Origin of the sequence: Helicobacter pylori (genome assembly GCF_001998165.1) — a bacterium.
Classification (GTDB): domain Bacteria; phylum Campylobacterota; class Campylobacteria; order Campylobacterales; family Helicobacteraceae; genus Helicobacter; species Helicobacter pylori_DL.
The window spans coordinates 1-16,132 of record NZ_MTWR01000029.1 but is presented as its reverse complement, the minus strand read 5'-3'; the positions used below and the strand labels follow the sequence as shown (position 1 = coordinate 16,132).

The window sequence follows — 16,132 nt, the reverse complement described above, 5'->3', positions numbered from 1 at the left end:
TAACCTTACCAATCAAAGGCTTGTATTTTCACATTCTTTAAAGGGAATAAAAAACTCTGATTATAGTCTAGCAAAATAAGCCCCATGGCGTATTCTTGGGGTGTCTTTTTGATATACATGATATTTCTCCCATCCGTAGAAAAACGAGGCATCTGGTTAGAGCCATTCACGGTAAGCCTGCGGATATATTTGCTGTTTAGAGTGATCAGATTCAAATTAAACACCGTTTTGCCAAATTCATTAAGATTTTCTCGGCTCACATACACAATACTATCTTTATAAGCGTCAATGGATTCATTGCTTCTTCCTTCATAAAGGAGTTGCTCCACGCTCTCTTTTAAGCCCAATTTCTTCATGTAGATGTTAGGATAGCCGGATCTATCCGAAACAAAAGCCATAGACTTGTCATCTTCTAAAAACACTCCTGAAACATCTATCCCAGGATAGCGCGTTATTTTAGTTTTAGTTTTTTTATGCGTGTCATACAAATACACATCCGGTTGGCCATCAGGGGCTAAAGACATTAAAATTTTAGAGCCATCAGAACTCACGCTAGAGACCACAGCCATTCCTTGAGAACTAGCGATATTCTCATGAGTGGCTTTTTGAATGTTGTATTTTAAAATCATGGGCGTTCTTTCGCCATACTGCGTGTAATAAAACTCCGTTTGTTCAGCGTTCGCCCATTTAGGGAAAATATTGAGTCGGTTGTTTTTGATGATTTCTTTTTGATAACGCATCGTATAATCGGCTAAGGCGATATTTGTGATTCCTGGTCCAATGTATTTAGAAAAAACAATAAGGCGCTTCATCCAAGCGATAGAAGGGGCTTTTAAATAATCATTCACCACAATGGCCATGTTGTGTGCTGCAAAAGGGTATAGATCTAAACTTAAAATGGGGTAGTCAAAAGTCTTTTTGAGCGTTTCTGTATCCACATCATAAAGTTTTAATCGTGAAATTTTATTGCCGTTTTCTACCGCCACACTCACCAGCGCTACAAGATGGACTTTTTTATCCTTAAGTTCTGCGTAATTGATAGCGCCTTGATCCTTGTTTTGAGAAACATCAAAATGCTGGCTAGTCTTTAAATCATTCGCTAAGACTTCATGCAATTTTAAAGCGTAATTGGCATCGTTATCTATAGAGTAGCGCACTTCAATCTTAGGAAGTTTTTGAATGGTTTTAATAATATCTAGTGTTTTATCTGTTGCAAAAAGCCCTATAGTATATATTAAAAAAAGCCATAAATACCTCATTGTTCTTCCTTAGTGGTGAAATTAACTTGAATAGAAATCATGTTGCCTCCAGGATATGGGGGAAAATCCACTTTCTTTAAATCATTTAAAAGGGTCATCACACTCTTGTTATAATCCTTAAAATCAGAGTAGCTAAGAATGGTATAATCAAACTCCCCATCTTTAGTGATCATAATCAGAGCGCTCACTGAAGCCTTGTGATAAAAAACCCCTTTCCAACCTTTATATAAAATCTGATAGATTTGAGCGTACCACTCTTGATAGGCTTTTTCATCAACCCCATCTTGTTTAGGGATTTGCAAATCTAAAGTTTTGTTTTTAACGCTTTCTAGTTTTTGCGCGAATTGATCCAAATTCTGTTGCAAACCTTTCAACATCTCTTGATTTTTTTGGTTTTGCTTTAAGCGTTGTTGTTCTTTTAAACGCCTTTGCTCTTCTTCTTGCTCATTTTTTTGCTCATCTTTTTGGGCGTTTGTGTCTGTCTTTTCTTGAAAATCATTGAGTGAAGAAAAAATATCTTCAAGGCTTTCTTCAGGCTCTTCTTTGAGTTCTTCTTTAGGCTCTAAAAAATCGCCCTGTTTTTCCGTTACTTTTTCAATTTTTTCATTCTTTTTCTCGCTTGGCGGATCTTCTAAATTCAAGTCAATGGTTTGTTCGTCCTTTTTATTTAAATCTAAAAGGATTTTCTCTGCTTCTTTATTATGCCTTTCTAACAACAAACCATATAATAATAAAGCATAGAGCAAGAACGCTAAAAAGCCAGAAAGAACAAAAATCGCGCTCTTACTCATGCAAATTGGCCCTGCTTTTTAAGGACTTGTGATTAAAGAAACTTTCAAAAACCCCGCTTCTTTAATCGTTTTTAACAAATAAATCACTTTGTCATAGGTCAATCGCTTGTCCGCACGGATACTCACCCTAGTATCTTTATCGTATTTTTTAGAAAGCAAATTGAAAGTGTCCGGGAAGGAGTTGTATTCATAGGTTTGACTATCTATATAGATTTTTGCGTCTTTATCCATGCGTATCTCTATCACTTTATCTTGAGTGGCTCTAGCAGTTTTTGAACCAGAAGGCAAGGCAATCTCTTCTTTATAAGTGAGAGTGGGCGTCGTTACCATAAGAATAGCCAATAAAACAAGCATCACATCCACTAAAGGCGTGATATTGAGTTCTGGTTTGTCCTCATCCCAATAGTTATCATAATTCATAAAAACCTTCTAACTCCCTATTTAAGATATTTATAAAATCCCCTTAAAAGCTTTCTTTTTTAGAAGATAAAATATCCACTTGCATCTGCACATAAACCGATAAATCATACACCTTGCGTTTTAAAATCAAGTAAAAAGAATAGGCTGGAATGGCCGCTAAAATCCCTGCAGCGGTGGCAATAAGAGCCTTAGAAATAATGGGTGCAATCACCCCAAAAGAAGCCTGACCTAACGCGCCCAAATTGTTAAACGCTTCTAAAATTTCAACCACCGTTCCAAACAAGCCAATAAAGGGGGCTGTAGAAGAGATAATGCTTAATACCACTAAACCTGTCGTGCTTTGTTTAAGAACTTGATGTTTCCAAGCCTGCAACAATTCATTAGAATACCTTTTGGTTTCATCATTTCTTTTTTTATTAAACATAAAATGCTCTGGAGCGTCTTGCACCCCATTAAGAATGTTAGACAAAGACTGCATCTCGCGCCTGAGTTCAATCTTTAACACAATGCTCTTATACAAAAACACCCATAAAGTCATCACCAAATAGAGTGAAATCCAAACTAAAACGAGCGTGGTAACAAACCCGCTCTTATTGAAAAAATAAACGATTGAATCCAACATGATTATCCCCTTAAAGAGACTCAATCTTAGCGAGCACGCTAGAAACCGCTAACCTATCAGAGCTCGCGTCTTCTAAAAGCTTTTTAGCCCTAGAGATAGCATCGTCTCTGTCATCCGATCCTTTTTTAATAAAGACCGCTCCATCGGCTAAAATATCCACCCGTTCATTAGTAACTTCCGCATAGCCCCAATTGATAGCAATGTGTTCTTTTTGGTTTTCAGTTTCAATCTCAACCACTCCCGCTTGAAGCAAAGTAATCATGTTGCTATGCCCATAAAGCACCCCAAATTCCCCTTCAACTCCTGGCAACACAACGCTTTTAACCTCTCCTGTATAAACTTCCCCCTCAGGAACTACCACACTAATTTTCAACAAAGCCATCACAAAACCCTTAGGAATTTTTCATGTTTTTAGCTTTTTCTAAAACCTCTTGAATGCTGCCCACCATGTAAAACGCGTTTTCAGGAATATGATCGTATTTACCTTCTAAAATCCCTCCAAAGCCCTCTAAAGTCTCTTGAAGGGTTACATATTTACCGGGACTTCCTGTAAACACTTCAGCCACAAAGAACGGCTGGGATAAAAACTTCTCAATTTTTCTGGCCCTTTCAACCGTTTTTTTATCCTCTTCGCTCAATTCGTCCAATCCCAAAATCGCAATAATATCTTGCAAATCCTTGTATTTTTGCAAAACTTGCTGGATACCGGTGGCGATTTCATAGTGCTTCTCGCCAATCATTTGAGGGCTTAAAATCCTTGAAGTAGAATCCAAAGGATCAACTGCAGGATAAATCCCTTTTTCAGCGATCTTTCTATTCAACACCGTAGTCGCATCCAAATGTGCAAACACCGAAGCAGGAGCTGGGTCAGTTAAGTCATCTGCTGGCACATACACCGCTTGAACCGAAGTGATAGAGCCATTTTTAGTGGAAGCGATACGCTCTTGAAGTTTCCCCATTTCCCCGGCTAGCGTGGGCTGATACCCTACGGCTGAAGGGATACGGCCTAATAGCGCGCTCATTTCCGCACCGCTTTGAGCGTATCTAAAGATGTTGTCAATAAACATCAACACATCTAAGCCCTTTTCATCACGAAAATACTCCGCCATCGTCAAGCCGGTGAATGCGATGCGGTTCCTTGCGCCTGGTGGCTCATTCATTTGCCCATAGCACAGTGCGACTTTGTCTAAAACACCCCCTTCTTTCATCTCAAAATACAGATCGTTCCCTTCTCTGGTGCGCTCCCCCACACCTGCAAACACCGAATACCCGTTATGCTTATAAGCCACATTGTGGATAAGCTCCATAATGATCACCGTTTTCCCTACGCCAGCCCCGCCAAACAAGCCTACTTTACCGCCCTTAGAATAAGGTGCGAGCAAGTCAATGACTTTAATACCGGTTTCAAACATTTCTGTTTTAGTGCTTTGCTGCTCAAAACTAGGGGCTTTTCTGTGAATGGGCCAAGTTAAGGACGGCTTAAGCGGCTCTAAATTGTCAATGCTCTCGCCCACAACATTAAAAATACGCCCTAACACTTCTTCGCCCACAGGCACTTCAATCATTTTGCCACGAGCCTTCACCACTTGGTTACGCACTAAGCCTTCTGTCATATCCATAGCAATCGCTCGCACCCGATTACCGCCCAAATGGGCTGCCACCTCTAAAACTAAAGATTTTTGAGTGTCATTGACTTCAAAATTAATGTCTAACGCTTCAAAAATCGCCGGCAGATAGGATTCAAATTCCACATCTACCACAGGGCCTAAAACCTGAATGATTTTACCTTCCATCGCTTTCATCGCTCCTTATTTTAATGTAATTTTTATTTTAGGGCTTCTACACCAGCATTGATTTCTACTAGCTCGGTCGTAATCGCCTCTTGTCTGGCTTTATTATAAGAAATGGTTAAAGTCTTAACCAAGTCTTTAGCGTTATTCGTCGCTGTATCCATAGCCTGCATTCTAGCGCTATGCTCTGCGGCCAAAGAATCAATCAAAGCGTAGTATAAACTATACTCCACATATTTTTCTGCTAAAGAGTCTAAAATTTCATCTTCACTCCCGCTTGGCTCACTGGTAATGGTCTCTTGCGTCTCACTAGGCTGGGGGTTTTGGTGGATGATTTTATACCCAATAGGCAAAATTGTTTTGACTCTTATTTCTTGAGTGATCATGTTTTTAAAGCCATTATGAATGATGATCACCTTATCGGTTTTCCCACTCAAATAATCCTCTACCACTTTTTTCATGAATTCCTGCGCGCGTTCATAATTAGGCATAGAACTCAAATTATTGATCTTGTCTAAAACCTCTATCCCGTTAAAGCTAAAATACTCATTACCCTTTTTACCAATACCGCGCAAACGCACTTTAATGTCTTTTTCTTTGTATTCATTCGTGCATGCTAAAACTTTTTTAATGGTATTGGTGTTAAAGCCCCCACAAAGCCCCTTATCGGCTGTGATAAAAATAATATCCACTTTTTTGATTTCAAGTCTTTCTAGTTCCCTAAAATACTTGCTTTGAATGTCTTCAATCCCTTGATTTTTCATCTTGGATAGCACATCATCAAACACAGCGTCTAGTTTCAGTGCATACGCTCTGGAATTTCTTGCAACTTCTTCAGCTTTTCTTAGCTTGGAAGTGGAAACGAGTTTCATCGCATGCGTGATTTTTTGCGTGTTTTTAACGCTTCCAATTTTCTTTCTAATGTCTCTTAAATTCGCCATATTCTAGCCGTCTCCTACTCGCTATAAGTGAGCTTAAATTCCTCTAAGACTTTTCTTAGCATGGCTTCTAAATCCTTATCTAGCACTTTTTTAGTGTGGATCTCTTCTAAAACTTGGGGGTATTTTGCTTCCAAGAAAGGGTGCAGTTGTTCTTCAAAATCCACGACTTTTTTCACGCTCACGCTATCTAAAAAGCCTTTAGCCCCAGCATAAATAATGACCACTTGCTTTTCAATAGGCAAGGGCGAATAAGGGGCTTGTTTCAACACTTCTACCATGCGTTGCCCCCTTTCTAATTGCTTTTTACTCGCTTCATCTAAATCAGAAGCGAATTGCGTGAAGGCTTGCAACTCTCTGTATTGCGCTAAATCCAGGCGCAAAGTCCCTGAAACCTGCTTGGTCGCTTTGATTTGAGCGGCCCCTCCAACCCTTGAAACCGACAAGCCCACATTAATAGCCGGGCGGATCCCTGAATAAAACAAATCCGTTTCTAAGAAAATTTGCCCGTCTGTAATAGAAATGATATTCGTAGGGATATAAGCTGAAACATCGCCCGCTTGAGTTTCCACAATAGGGAGCGCGGTCAAAGAACCCGCACCCTTTTCATCGCAAAGTTTAGCCGCTCTTTCTAAAAGCCGTGAGTGGATATAAAACACATCTCCAGGAAAAGCCTCCCTACCTGGGGGTCTTCTCAAAATCAAAGACATCTCTCTGTAAGCGACAGCATGCTTACTCAAATCATCATAAATGATTAGGGCATGGCGGGCATGATCTCTAAAGTATTCCCCCATAGCCACACCTGAATAAGGGGCTAAATATTGCATCGCAGCTGAATCGGAAGCCGAAGCGTTGATCACGACGCTGTATTCCATCGCTCCGTATTCTTCTAATTTGCGGACCACTTGCGCGACAGTGGATTCTTTTTGCCCAATAGCCACATAGATACAGATCACATTTTGCCCTTTTTGGTTAATGATCGCATCGATCGCTACGGTGGTTTTACCGGTTTGCTTGTCCCCAATGATCAATTCCCTTTGCCCGCGCCCAATAGGCACCAACGCATCAATGGCTTTAATGCCCGTCTGCAAAGGCTCATGCACCGATTTTCTGTCCATAATGCCCGGGGCTTTTTGCTCGATGAGGCTAAACTCATTCGTTTCTATCTCACCCTTGCCATCAATAGGCTCACCCAAAGCGTTCAACACACGCCCCACAACCGCATCGCCCACAGGAACTTTCATCAAACTCTTCGTGCGCTTAACGCTAGCCCCCTCTTTAATATTGTTGCCAAAACCAAATACAATCACGCCAACGCTATCTTCTTCTAAGTTAGCCGCAACGCCTTTATCCCCTGTTTCAAACTCCAGCACTTCATACGACATCACACCATTTAAGCCATAAACCTTAGCCACACCATCAGCGTATGAAACGACTTTTCCTACTTCAGCCATATCGCAATCAAGTTCAAAATTCTTGATTTTTTCTTCAATAACCGAGCTGATTTCTTCCAATTTTAGTTGGGACATTATCTTTATCTCCTTAGATTGATTAAATAGATTGAATAACCTGTTTTTCTATTTTCTTTAAAATATCTTCTTTAGAAAAGCCTATTTCTAAATCCAGGCTTGAAACGCTCAAAGAAACCCCTTTTTTAGACCAAGTGTCTTGAGCGATTTCTATAGGAGCGTTAAAACGCGCTTGCAATTTTTGCTGCACGGCTTCTAGTTCATTATTTTCAAGCTTTTGTGGGACTAAAAGCGTGGCTTCTAAAGTCTTTTTAGAATCAAAAGACAGCTCTTCGGTGATCAATTCTAGCATCTCAAGCCTGTTATTTTTTAACACCACTTCCATTACAGGCTTTAACACTGAACATGCTTTTGTGGAAGTTATTCTTTCTAAGATTTCAAACACAATCTCTTTTTTCACTTTTAAAGAAACATGGGCTAACACCCGGTTGAGTTTGTGCAATTTTATGGCTTCTACTGCATTTTTAAGCCCCATAATGATTTCTTCCAATAACGCTAAATCGCCTTTAGTGTGGTTTTTCAACGCTTTAGTATAATGATTAGCGATCACTTTTAAATCTTGCATTTAAAGCCTTTGTTTCAAAATATTCACGCAATCTTGTGCATTGAAAGAGACTTTTTTGCTCTCTCTTAGATCTTTAAAAACGCTTTCAACCAGCTCCCTTTTGATCTTTTTAACTTCTAAATCCATCAACGCCTTAGAATTTTTGATCAAATTTTCCACATCCATTTTGGTTTGCAATTCGTATTTTTGCGTGATCGTGTAAGCTTCTTTATTCGCATCAGAAATGATTAATTCCGCTTTTTCTTTGGCTTGCTCTAATTCTTTTAAGAGTTTTTTCTTGTTTTCTTTACTCACCTTGAGTTGGGCTTGAATCTCTTCTAATCGTTTGGAGATTTCAAGGCTTTTGGAGCGCAAAAATGAACGCAGTTTTTTAGCCAGAAAATACCACAAAATCCCCGCAAATAAAAGGAAATTTAAAGAACGCTCTATAATATCTGTTTGTGAAATATCCAATCCAGTAGCGCACAAAGGGCTTAAAAGGATCAAAAACCCTAACACCATTTTAACTAAAAACATCCATCAACTCCCTAAACCCATAGCCACACGCTTGTTTAACTCGTCTTCAAATACCGGCATTTGCGCTTGCAACTGCTCTTTTAAGACTTGCTTTTCATTTTGTAATTGCTTTGCAAACGCTTCAAACTCTTGATTGAGTTCGTTCTCTTTTTGCTTGATCACAGCGTCATAGGACTCTGTGGCTTTTTGAATCGCTTCTGCTATCATTTCTCTGCGCTTTTCAGCAGCTTCTTTAAGAATAGTCTCAATCTGATGGCCAATCTCCACGCTTTGGGCATTATCCGTTTTGATTTTAGCCAAGCTATCCTTTATCTCTGCCTGTCTGTTATCCATAAAAGCCAACAAAGGCCTATACACCCAAACATTCATCGCCCACAACAACAACACAAACACTATAAAAACAACCGCCATTAAATAGGGGTTAACCGATATATTCATAGCCTATTTCTTTCCTAAAAACCTAAAAATATTTGAAACTCGCATTTGTTATAAAAACATTAACTCTATCCTAACAAAAAATCGCTTAAAATTTGAGGATATTCAAGCGTTAAGACATCATTTTTTTCATAAAAGCCTCTAAAAGAGAATTTTCATAACATCGTAAAATGATTTTATTCCCTTTCAAAGCCGCTTTAAGCTTGTAACGATCCCACAAACTTTGATTAAAGCGCTCTAATTCATCTTCAGCAATAAGCGTTTGGGTTTCCTTGAAACCATGTTTTTTATTGTCAAAATTTGCGTTTATTTTAAAATCACGCATTAAATCTTCTGTTTGGCGCACGCTGAGTTTCTGCCCTATGATGGAATTTAAGATCAATTCTTGTTTTTCTTCATCTAAACCCACCAAGACTTTTGCATGCCCTGAAGTGATTTTTTCTTCTAAAAGAGCGTTTTGAACCTTAGAAGAGAGCGTCAATAAACGCATGATATTAGCCACATGGGCTCGGGATTTTTTAACGATTTTAGACAGCTCTTCTTGAGTCATTTGATAGCTTTCAAGCAATTCTTTATATGATCTAGCCAACTCTAGGGGATTCAAATCTTCTCGCTGGATATTTTCAATCAACGCGACTTCACGCATTTTTTCTTGCCCAATATCCACAACAATCGCCTTAATCGTAGGCATTTTAGCCAATTTGCTCGCTCTTAAGCGTCTTTCACCGGCGATCAAATGGTAACGCCCGTTCTCACTCACCACCAAAACCGGTTGCAACAAACCATGTTCTTTAATGGATTGCGCTAATTCTTCTAAAGAATCTTCGCTAAAGACCTTCCTGGGCTGGTAAGGATTGGGCATCACCTCATCAATACCAAGCTCCACAACCCGATTCGCTCTTTCATACAGCCCCTGCTCATACACTTCATTGATTTCAGGGAAAATATCCGCTAAACCCCTACCCAACACTTTATTTTTTGCCATATGCTACCCTTGAAGAATGCTTTGAGCTAATTTTTGATAAGCGATACTGCCATTAGATTTAATATCATAGAGCAAGATGGGCTTACCAAAACTAGGCGATTCCGCTAGTTTCACGCTTTTAGGGATCATAATATACTCTCCTGTAGCTGAATCTCTAAAAAACTCTGAGTCAAAATACTTGAACAATTCCGCTAAAACCCCTTTTGTCAAATTGAGTTGAGGGACATGCATTGTGGGTAAAAAACCTCTGATTTTGAGCTTAGGATTCGTGCTTTTTTGCAGCATTCTAATGGTGTTGAGCAATAATTTAGTGCCTTCAAGGGCGAAAAATTCGCATTGGATAGGAATGATCACCGAATGGGCTGCTGAAAGCGAATTGATCGTGAGAGGCCCTAGAGCTGGCGGGGAATCAATAATGATATAATCATAAAGTCCCACCACGCTCTCTAAGGCGTTTTTGAGCATGAGCTCGCCTCGTTTATTCTCATCTTGGCTGTCATAAAAGGTTTTTTCAAACCCGGCCAAACCCAAATTAGAAGGCACTAGATCCAAAAAAGGCATTTGGGTTTTTAAGATCACTTGAGAAATTTGCTTACGGCCAATCAGCACATGATAAATATCATAATCAATTTTATCGCGCCTAAAACCCAAGCTTGAAGTGGCGTTGGCTTGAGGGTCAAAATCAATCAACAAGATTTTTTTTTCATGCACCGCTAAAGAAGCCGATAAATTAACCGCTGTTGTCGTTTTGCCCACACCCCCTTTTTGATTAGCCACTGCAATGATTTCACTCATCATACTCACATCCTATCATAAATCTTACCTTTAATACAAATGCGGCCGTCTTCTAACAATTCCGCATCTTTCAAACTCACCGCTTCATTGCAATCATTATGGAAGCTAAAAGAGTTGCTTCTGTGAAATTCTAACGCATACTTACTTAAAACTTCCCCCCAAAAAAGATTTTCTTCTATTTTTTTTAAAAAGCCCTCTATAATCCAATCGTCGCTCGCGCCAATATCTAAACATGCCCATTTCTTTGAAACCCTATTCACGCCAATGCCGCACACCCGCATGCCTTTATAAACATTAACCAGCACGCCCCCTATTTTTTGACCCCCTAAATACAAGTCGTTAGGCCATTTAAGCCAGGTTTGAGAGCCTAATTCTTTTAAAACTTCTTTAAATAAAAACCCCAAATACAAAGCGTTCGCTTGCATGGGTAAATCTTTAGGCAAATCGCTTGCGTTTAAAGCGAGCGAAAAAGTCAAAGCGCTTTTTGTGCCCTCCCAAATATTCCCCCTACTGCCTATCCCAGCGCTTTGGTTTTTAGCCACAATCAAAACAGGGGCTTTGAGTGCATCGTTTTTAAGTTTTTCTAAAAGATAAGTTTGCGTGGAAGGCAAACTATCAAAAACCCTTTTTTCACATTGTCTCATGCCAAAATACCGCCTATTTTCAAACGCTTGCCATTCAAATAATCCTTCGCTTTCAAAGGCTTTTTACCCACCGCTTGCAACCTTGCTATACGCACGCTACCCTTCAAACAACCCACAAGAACGCCTTTTTCATCAATTTCTAAAATCTCGCCTTCCTTGTGGCTCTTTTCATTCTCCACCAACCCCACTTCTAAAAGCTTAAGGTTACTTTCTAAAAAGATTTCTGGCCAAGATTTAAACGCAAGCGATTTTAAAAACAAATTTTTAGCGTCTTTAAAACCCACTAAACCATCGGCTTTGGTGATTTTTTTACAAAAACTAGCCTGCATGTGATCTTGAGGCTTTCTTGTGATGGAAGAGAAATTTTTGAGCGTTGAAAGAAGTAGAGTTGCTCCCATATGCGCTAATTTTAAACTTAAAGCGTCTAAATCCAAATAATCTTCTCTCAAAAAAGAAGCACTTTCTAAAATATCCCCGCTATCCAACTCCACATCCATAAGCATGGTGCTTATGCCATAGATCTTATCATCATTGAGTATCATCTCATGAATGGGCGAAGCCCCCCTGTATTTAGGCAATAACGACGCATGCAAATTGATGCAAGGAGCGATGGCTAAAACCTCTTTAGGCAAAATCTTACCATAAGCCACTACCACGATAAAATCAGGCTTCAAGTCTTTTAAGATTTGAACTTCAGGCTCTTTCAAACTTTGCGGCTGGAAAATGGGGATATTTAAATGATTTTCCAAAATGTATGTTTTAGTCTCTGGGGCTTTCAATTCTTTTTTGCGCCCAAAAGGTTTGTCCCTTTGAGTGAATAGCCCCACCACTTCTATGTCTTTATCTCCAACTAACGCCCTTAAGATCACTTCAGCAAACCCCGGCGTTCCCATAAATACGATGCGCATGTTACCAACCCTTAATTTTTATCTTTTGTAATACCATACTTTCTTTCTCTATTCTTAAAAGCTTCTTCGCCCCCCTCTAATTTCAATAAATCATCTCTATATGCATCGCTCTCAATCATAAAAGACTGCGCAACTATCTTATTATTCTCATTTTTTAACTGAATAATTAGCTCTGCATCAGCGTTCAAAACAAAATTAGCGTTATGGGTGGCAAAAATAATTTGTCTTTTTTGTTTCTGCTTTTTAATTAAAGTAACTAAATAATTAGCGATTAAGGTGCTATCCAAGTGCGCTTCTGGCTCATCAATGATGATGGGGTTATTCCCTAAAGATAAAAGGACAACCAATACAGCAGTGCATTTTTGCCCAAAGGAAGTCTTGTTTAAAACTCTTTTGTCATAACGGACTTCAAAAATTTTATATTTTTCAACATTCCTTAAATGTTTGAGAATGAGAAGCCGATAGATTTGAAAATGAATTTCTCTATCAAATATATCCTTCATGGTTTCATAAAATGCCGCTTTTTTATTTTCAATTAGACTATCAAGCCTTTCTATAAATTCTGCGTGTTGCATACCTGTAACATTTTTTAATTCAATTTCTTTTAAATATTCCTTGATTTTTGATTGGTGTCTTTGGGTATTAAAACCCTTATCCACCAACTTATCAAAATCCTCAAAAACCTCTTCAAAAATATCTTCATTCAAACGATATTCTATGGTAATTGGTTTCACTTCTTTGTGATTTTTTGAAATTTCTTCAAAAGCCGAATTGATTTTGCTTAATTTCTCATTGATTTGATCTTTAAATTCTTCAATATTTTTATCAATATCTCCATAAGAAAAACCCTCTATTTTGTTAGCAATTTCTTTTATTTCATGCTCTAAACCATTAATATCCATTTTTATGTTTGCCAAATGGTAGTTAGCGTTTCTAATATCTCCTATACTTTCATCGCTCACGCCTTTTTCTTTAAGAAATTCCCCAATCTCTTGGCTCAATGCTTCGTGTTCTGTTTTTAGCGTTCTTATGTTCTCCTCATCGCTTTTAAAACACCCGTTTTTTATATTTATATCTATCTGTTCAAGTTTCTTACAAATATTTTGTTTGAGTTGGTTATAGACTTTATCATAGCTATTTTTTTCTTCCATGTTTTCTTTTGAATTAAAATTCACAACCCGTTTTAATTCTTCAATAAAAGTCCAAAACCCCACTTTAAATTGTTCTAAATCAATTAGTGCTTTGTGTTTTTTTTGCAATTTGTCTTTTTTGTCCAAATAGTTTTTATCTGTAAAAGCATCTATAATGCTTTGGTATTTCTTTCTTATTTTTTCGCTCTCTTTTAGTTGTTCTTCTAGTTTGGTCTTTTCTTGCCAATATCTAATTTGCTCATCAAATTTTTCAATGCTTTCTTTGATTTGCTTTTCTAACTCCTTAAGTGTTCCACTTGACTTGCTATCTATTCGGTTAAAAATAGCCTCTGTGAATTTTGAAACATTAGTAGCAAATTCCTCTACTTCATTTTGAGCTAAATACTCTACGCTATCCACTATGTTTATATTTGGCTGTATCTCTATATATTTTTTAATAGTTTCATGTTTTAAGCCTTTAACAAAACTTTCCTCTTTAATTGCTGAAGCTATCAATTGCAATAAAGTGCTCCTACACTATTTATCTTATACAAAGGATCTTGAGGTTTATTTTCGTTAATACTCACTCTTGTTTCTGGCTCATAAATAATTTGTTTTAACCCCTCAAAGGCTTTTTCTGCTTTTATCCAAGTGTATTTTTGCCCTATTTGCTCCTCTTGGTGGGCGTCGCTACTCTGTAAGAGAGGTTTGTTATGTTTAAGCCAAAATTCTCTATCCTTTTTAAGATTTTCTTGGTTATTTGATGAGTGGATTAAAAAATGCGACTTATTAATAATTTTTTGATAGATAGTCTCATTGCGACCACCTTTTTCAAGAAACTCACATTCAATACTGCCATGCCCTCTTGATAAAAACCCTAATAAATACTTTCCTCTCAATTTTAAAGACTCTTTCTCTAAACATTCCAACAATTGATCAAAATTAACTACCGCTTTATCAAAATCATCTTTTTCTAAATCTGCAAGTTTTTTCTCAGTTCCACCAACATTGGCATCTGCATTCCTTAAAAAATTGTCTATTTCTTGTTGTGTAACCTTATCTGAAAAAATAATATGGAAATCCAAACACTGATCTTCCTTATTTTGATAATCCAGCCTAACTTCTAAATTATAAAAACCTTGATGTCTTTCTTTTCTATTTTTTCTTTTAAATCAAATTCTTTCTCATTAAACTTAAAATAGTTCGTTAATCCAATACAATCAATTTGGCTATCGCATAGTTTTTGTATAAACTCCTCTTCACAACATTGATACTCCTTATTTGAATATGTATATGGCGTATGCACATGCAAATCCCATTTATGCCAACTTGAACCTTTACTATGATCTTTATTGCCCATATTTTCTCCTAATATAATATTATCTCAACGCACACCACTAAAACTAATCTTCTAAATCTTCCCCATCATACCCAAGCTCTAACGCTTTCACTTGCCCTATCGCATTACCCGCAATGCCCTTGATAGAGCCATACATGTTAATCGTGCCCTCAAACACTTTGTCAATTTGTTTTTCCCTGCTTTTCCAAATCCTAGCCATCGCGCGTTTTTCGCTTTCTAAATCCGCTCTCAATTGTTCAAACCCCTCTATAATCGCATTCACTTGCATAGAAAATTCAGAGCTTGTCAAATAACGATAGAGCAAATCCACTTTATCGCCCTTATTTTCCTGACTCTTTTTAGCCAAACTCACTTGAATAACCCCCTCTCTTAACACCGCGCTCAACCCCTTAAACTCTTCAAACGAACACACCCACACCCCTTCAAATAACCCCATCCTCTCCATCTCTTTAGGCAGTGCTTCGCTCACAATGACCCCCACATCAGCCCCAATCTCTCGCATGTCGCTTTTAAGCTTTTCAACCCAAGCTTTTTGAAATTCTTTAGTGCGTTTGCTCTCATAATAAATTTTCCCGCAATTTTGAAATTCCCTAGTGTGCACCACTTGAATGCAATCGCCCCCTCTTTGCCCTTTTTTGATTTCTTCAACACTATCTAGGGGGAATTTTTGCCTCAAAAACTCTTCAATCGCTAATTCTTGCACCTCGCCTTGGAATTGCTGTGAGCTTAATTCTGCCTTTCTTTGAGCGTTTTTCAACTCGTTTCTTAACATTTCTAATTGCTCTTCTTGCTGCTTGAATTTCAATTCATTTTTTTCATGCAAAGCTTTTTCTATTTTTTCCCTCTCCAAATCCAATTTTTCATTCAATTTTTTTTCATTTTCCGCTTTCAATCGGCTCTCTGCTTCGTTATTTTCTCTTTTTAGCCTTTCAATTTCCGCTTCTTTTTGGTGCAATTCCTGAACTTGTTTGGACTTCTCCTCTAATTCTTTTTGCAACAATTCCAAGCCTTTTTGCTGCTCTAAAAAAGCGTTTTTTCTGGCTTCTTCAATGATCTTAGCCTTTTCATCTTGCAAAGCTAAAGCACTCGCTTGTTTGACCGCATCATCAAATTGAGCCTTTTGTTCCCTCTCTCGCTCTTTTAGGGCCTCTTCTTTTTGTTCTAAATTTTTGAAATAGCTTTGATACTGCACTCTTTTTTCATTCACTTCTTTTTCAAACTCTTTCTGTTGGGCTAAAAACTTATTTTGATTTTCTTGCTCAATCTGTTTGTATAGCGCTTCACTCACATTAATTGGCGCTTGACACTCGGGGCATTTAAAAGGAATGGTTTGATTTTCTTGCATGATTTTCCTTTAAGATTTGATTTTTTATATTTTATAACAGAATGGGATCAATTTAACTTAAGCAGGTTTTATCCAATAAGTTCAGCATCTAACTAATACA

At 38.0% G+C, this 16,132-nt stretch carries 16 protein-coding genes and 1 pseudogene; all 17 read right to left on the bottom strand.

Annotation, left to right across the window (positions count from 1 at the left end; all coding sequences use genetic code 11):
* Positions 1-5: 5 nt before the first annotated feature.
* The gene (tolB, locus tag BZK24_RS04000) at positions 6-1,259 is read right to left on the bottom strand and encodes a Tol-Pal system protein TolB (protein ID WP_077656643.1); all 1,254 of its coding nucleotides are present in this window, start codon (positions 1,257-1,259) and stop codon (positions 6-8) included.
* Positions 1,256-2,050, bottom strand: coding sequence for an energy transducer TonB (locus BZK24_RS03995; protein ID WP_077656642.1), 795 nt, complete (start codon positions 2,048-2,050; stop codon positions 1,256-1,258). The genes tolB and BZK24_RS03995 overlap by 4 nt, the downstream gene beginning before the upstream one ends.
* Positions 2,051-2,068: 18 nt before the next feature.
* The gene (locus BZK24_RS03990) at positions 2,069-2,470 is read right to left on the bottom strand and encodes an ExbD/TolR family protein (RefSeq protein ID WP_001105112.1); all 402 of its coding nucleotides are present in this window, start codon (positions 2,468-2,470) and stop codon (positions 2,069-2,071) included.
* A 43-nt stretch (positions 2,471-2,513) separates the two neighbouring features.
* The gene (locus tag BZK24_RS03985; RefSeq protein WP_000887332.1) at positions 2,514-3,092 is read right to left on the bottom strand and encodes a MotA/TolQ/ExbB proton channel family protein; all 579 of its coding nucleotides are present in this window, start codon (positions 3,090-3,092) and stop codon (positions 2,514-2,516) included.
* Positions 3,093-3,102: 10 nt separating this feature from the next.
* A complete protein-coding gene (gene atpC, locus BZK24_RS03980; protein WP_001196332.1) occupies positions 3,103-3,474 on the bottom strand; it encodes an ATP synthase F1 subunit epsilon in 372 nt (123 codons plus the stop codon).
* A 10-nt stretch (positions 3,475-3,484) separates the two neighbouring features.
* Complete coding sequence (gene atpD / locus BZK24_RS03975) at positions 3,485-4,885, bottom strand: F0F1 ATP synthase subunit beta (protein ID WP_001874324.1); 1,401 nt, start codon at positions 4,883-4,885, stop codon at positions 3,485-3,487.
* A gap of 32 nt (positions 4,886-4,917) precedes the next feature.
* A complete protein-coding gene (atpG, locus tag BZK24_RS03970; protein WP_000002184.1) occupies positions 4,918-5,823 on the bottom strand; it encodes an ATP synthase F1 subunit gamma in 906 nt (301 codons plus the stop codon).
* Between the two features lie 14 nt (positions 5,824-5,837).
* Positions 5,838-7,349, bottom strand: coding sequence for a F0F1 ATP synthase subunit alpha (gene atpA, locus BZK24_RS03965; protein WP_077656641.1), 1,512 nt, complete (start codon positions 7,347-7,349; stop codon positions 5,838-5,840).
* Between the two features lie 22 nt (positions 7,350-7,371).
* On the bottom strand, positions 7,372-7,914 hold the full coding sequence (locus BZK24_RS03960) for a F0F1 ATP synthase subunit delta (protein ID WP_077656640.1): 543 nt from the start codon (positions 7,912-7,914) through the stop codon (positions 7,372-7,374).
* The gene (locus tag BZK24_RS03955) at positions 7,915-8,430 is read right to left on the bottom strand and encodes a F0F1 ATP synthase subunit B (protein WP_000480445.1); all 516 of its coding nucleotides are present in this window, start codon (positions 8,428-8,430) and stop codon (positions 7,915-7,917) included.
* A gap of 3 nt (positions 8,431-8,433) precedes the next feature.
* Positions 8,434-8,868, bottom strand: a complete 435-nt coding sequence (locus tag BZK24_RS03950) for a FoF1 ATP synthase subunit B' (protein WP_077656639.1) — start codon at positions 8,866-8,868, stop codon at positions 8,434-8,436.
* A gap of 109 nt (positions 8,869-8,977) precedes the next feature.
* The gene (locus BZK24_RS03945; protein ID WP_077656638.1) at positions 8,978-9,850 is read right to left on the bottom strand and encodes a ParB/RepB/Spo0J family partition protein; all 873 of its coding nucleotides are present in this window, start codon (positions 9,848-9,850) and stop codon (positions 8,978-8,980) included.
* A 3-nt stretch (positions 9,851-9,853) separates the two neighbouring features.
* Positions 9,854-10,645, bottom strand: coding sequence for a chromosome partitioning ATPase Soj (gene soj / locus BZK24_RS03940; RefSeq protein ID WP_001890591.1), 792 nt, complete (start codon positions 10,643-10,645; stop codon positions 9,854-9,856).
* Between the two features lie 5 nt (positions 10,646-10,650).
* Positions 10,651-11,289 carry a biotin--[acetyl-CoA-carboxylase] ligase gene (locus tag BZK24_RS03935; RefSeq protein ID WP_077656637.1) on the bottom strand — a complete coding sequence of 213 codons (639 nt, stop codon included), beginning with the start codon at positions 11,287-11,289 and terminating at the stop codon, positions 10,651-10,653.
* A complete protein-coding gene (gene fmt / locus BZK24_RS03930) occupies positions 11,286-12,197 on the bottom strand; it encodes a methionyl-tRNA formyltransferase (protein WP_077656636.1) in 912 nt (303 codons plus the stop codon). Before fmt ends, BZK24_RS03935 begins: the two co-directional genes overlap by 4 nt.
* Before the next feature lie 11 nt (positions 12,198-12,208).
* Positions 12,209-14,687 (bottom strand): annotated as a pseudogene (locus BZK24_RS03925) (AAA family ATPase).
* A 43-nt stretch (positions 14,688-14,730) separates the two neighbouring features.
* On the bottom strand, positions 14,731-16,032 hold the full coding sequence (locus tag BZK24_RS03920) for a DUF2130 domain-containing protein (RefSeq protein WP_021175463.1): 1,302 nt from the start codon (positions 16,030-16,032) through the stop codon (positions 14,731-14,733).
* Positions 16,033-16,132: the final 100 nt, after the last annotated feature.

Coding starts and splice junctions, on each gene's coding strand:
- tolB (WP_077656643.1), bottom strand. CDS start 1,259: ATGAGGTATTTATGGCTTTTTTTAATATATACTATAGGGCTTTTTGCA.
- BZK24_RS03995 (WP_077656642.1), bottom strand. CDS start 2,050: ATGAGTAAGAGCGCGATTTTTGTTCTTTCTGGCTTTTTAGCGTTCTTG.
- BZK24_RS03990 (WP_001105112.1), bottom strand. CDS start 2,470: ATGAATTATGATAACTATTGGGATGAGGACAAACCAGAACTCAATATC.
- BZK24_RS03985 (WP_000887332.1), bottom strand. CDS start 3,092: ATGTTGGATTCAATCGTTTATTTTTTCAATAAGAGCGGGTTTGTTACC.
- atpC (WP_001196332.1), bottom strand. CDS start 3,474: ATGGCTTTGTTGAAAATTAGTGTGGTAGTTCCTGAGGGGGAAGTTTAT.
- atpD (WP_001874324.1), bottom strand. CDS start 4,885: ATGGAAGGTAAAATCATTCAGGTTTTAGGCCCTGTGGTAGATGTGGAA.
- atpG (WP_000002184.1), bottom strand. CDS start 5,823: ATGGCGAATTTAAGAGACATTAGAAAGAAAATTGGAAGCGTTAAAAAC.
- atpA (WP_077656641.1), bottom strand. CDS start 7,349: ATGTCCCAACTAAAATTGGAAGAAATCAGCTCGGTTATTGAAGAAAAA.
- BZK24_RS03960 (WP_077656640.1), bottom strand. CDS start 7,914: ATGCAAGATTTAAAAGTGATCGCTAATCATTATACTAAAGCGTTGAAA.
- BZK24_RS03955 (WP_000480445.1), bottom strand. CDS start 8,430: ATGTTTTTAGTTAAAATGGTGTTAGGGTTTTTGATCCTTTTAAGCCCT.
- BZK24_RS03950 (WP_077656639.1), bottom strand. CDS start 8,868: ATGAATATATCGGTTAACCCCTATTTAATGGCGGTTGTTTTTATAGTG.
- BZK24_RS03945 (WP_077656638.1), bottom strand. CDS start 9,850: ATGGCAAAAAATAAAGTGTTGGGTAGGGGTTTAGCGGATATTTTCCCT.
- soj (WP_001890591.1), bottom strand. CDS start 10,645: ATGAGTGAAATCATTGCAGTGGCTAATCAAAAAGGGGGTGTGGGCAAA.
- BZK24_RS03935 (WP_077656637.1), bottom strand. CDS start 11,289: ATGAGACAATGTGAAAAAAGGGTTTTTGATAGTTTGCCTTCCACGCAA.
- fmt (WP_077656636.1), bottom strand. CDS start 12,197: ATGCGCATCGTATTTATGGGAACGCCGGGGTTTGCTGAAGTGATCTTA.
- BZK24_RS03920 (WP_021175463.1), bottom strand. CDS start 16,032: ATGCAAGAAAATCAAACCATTCCTTTTAAATGCCCCGAGTGTCAAGCG.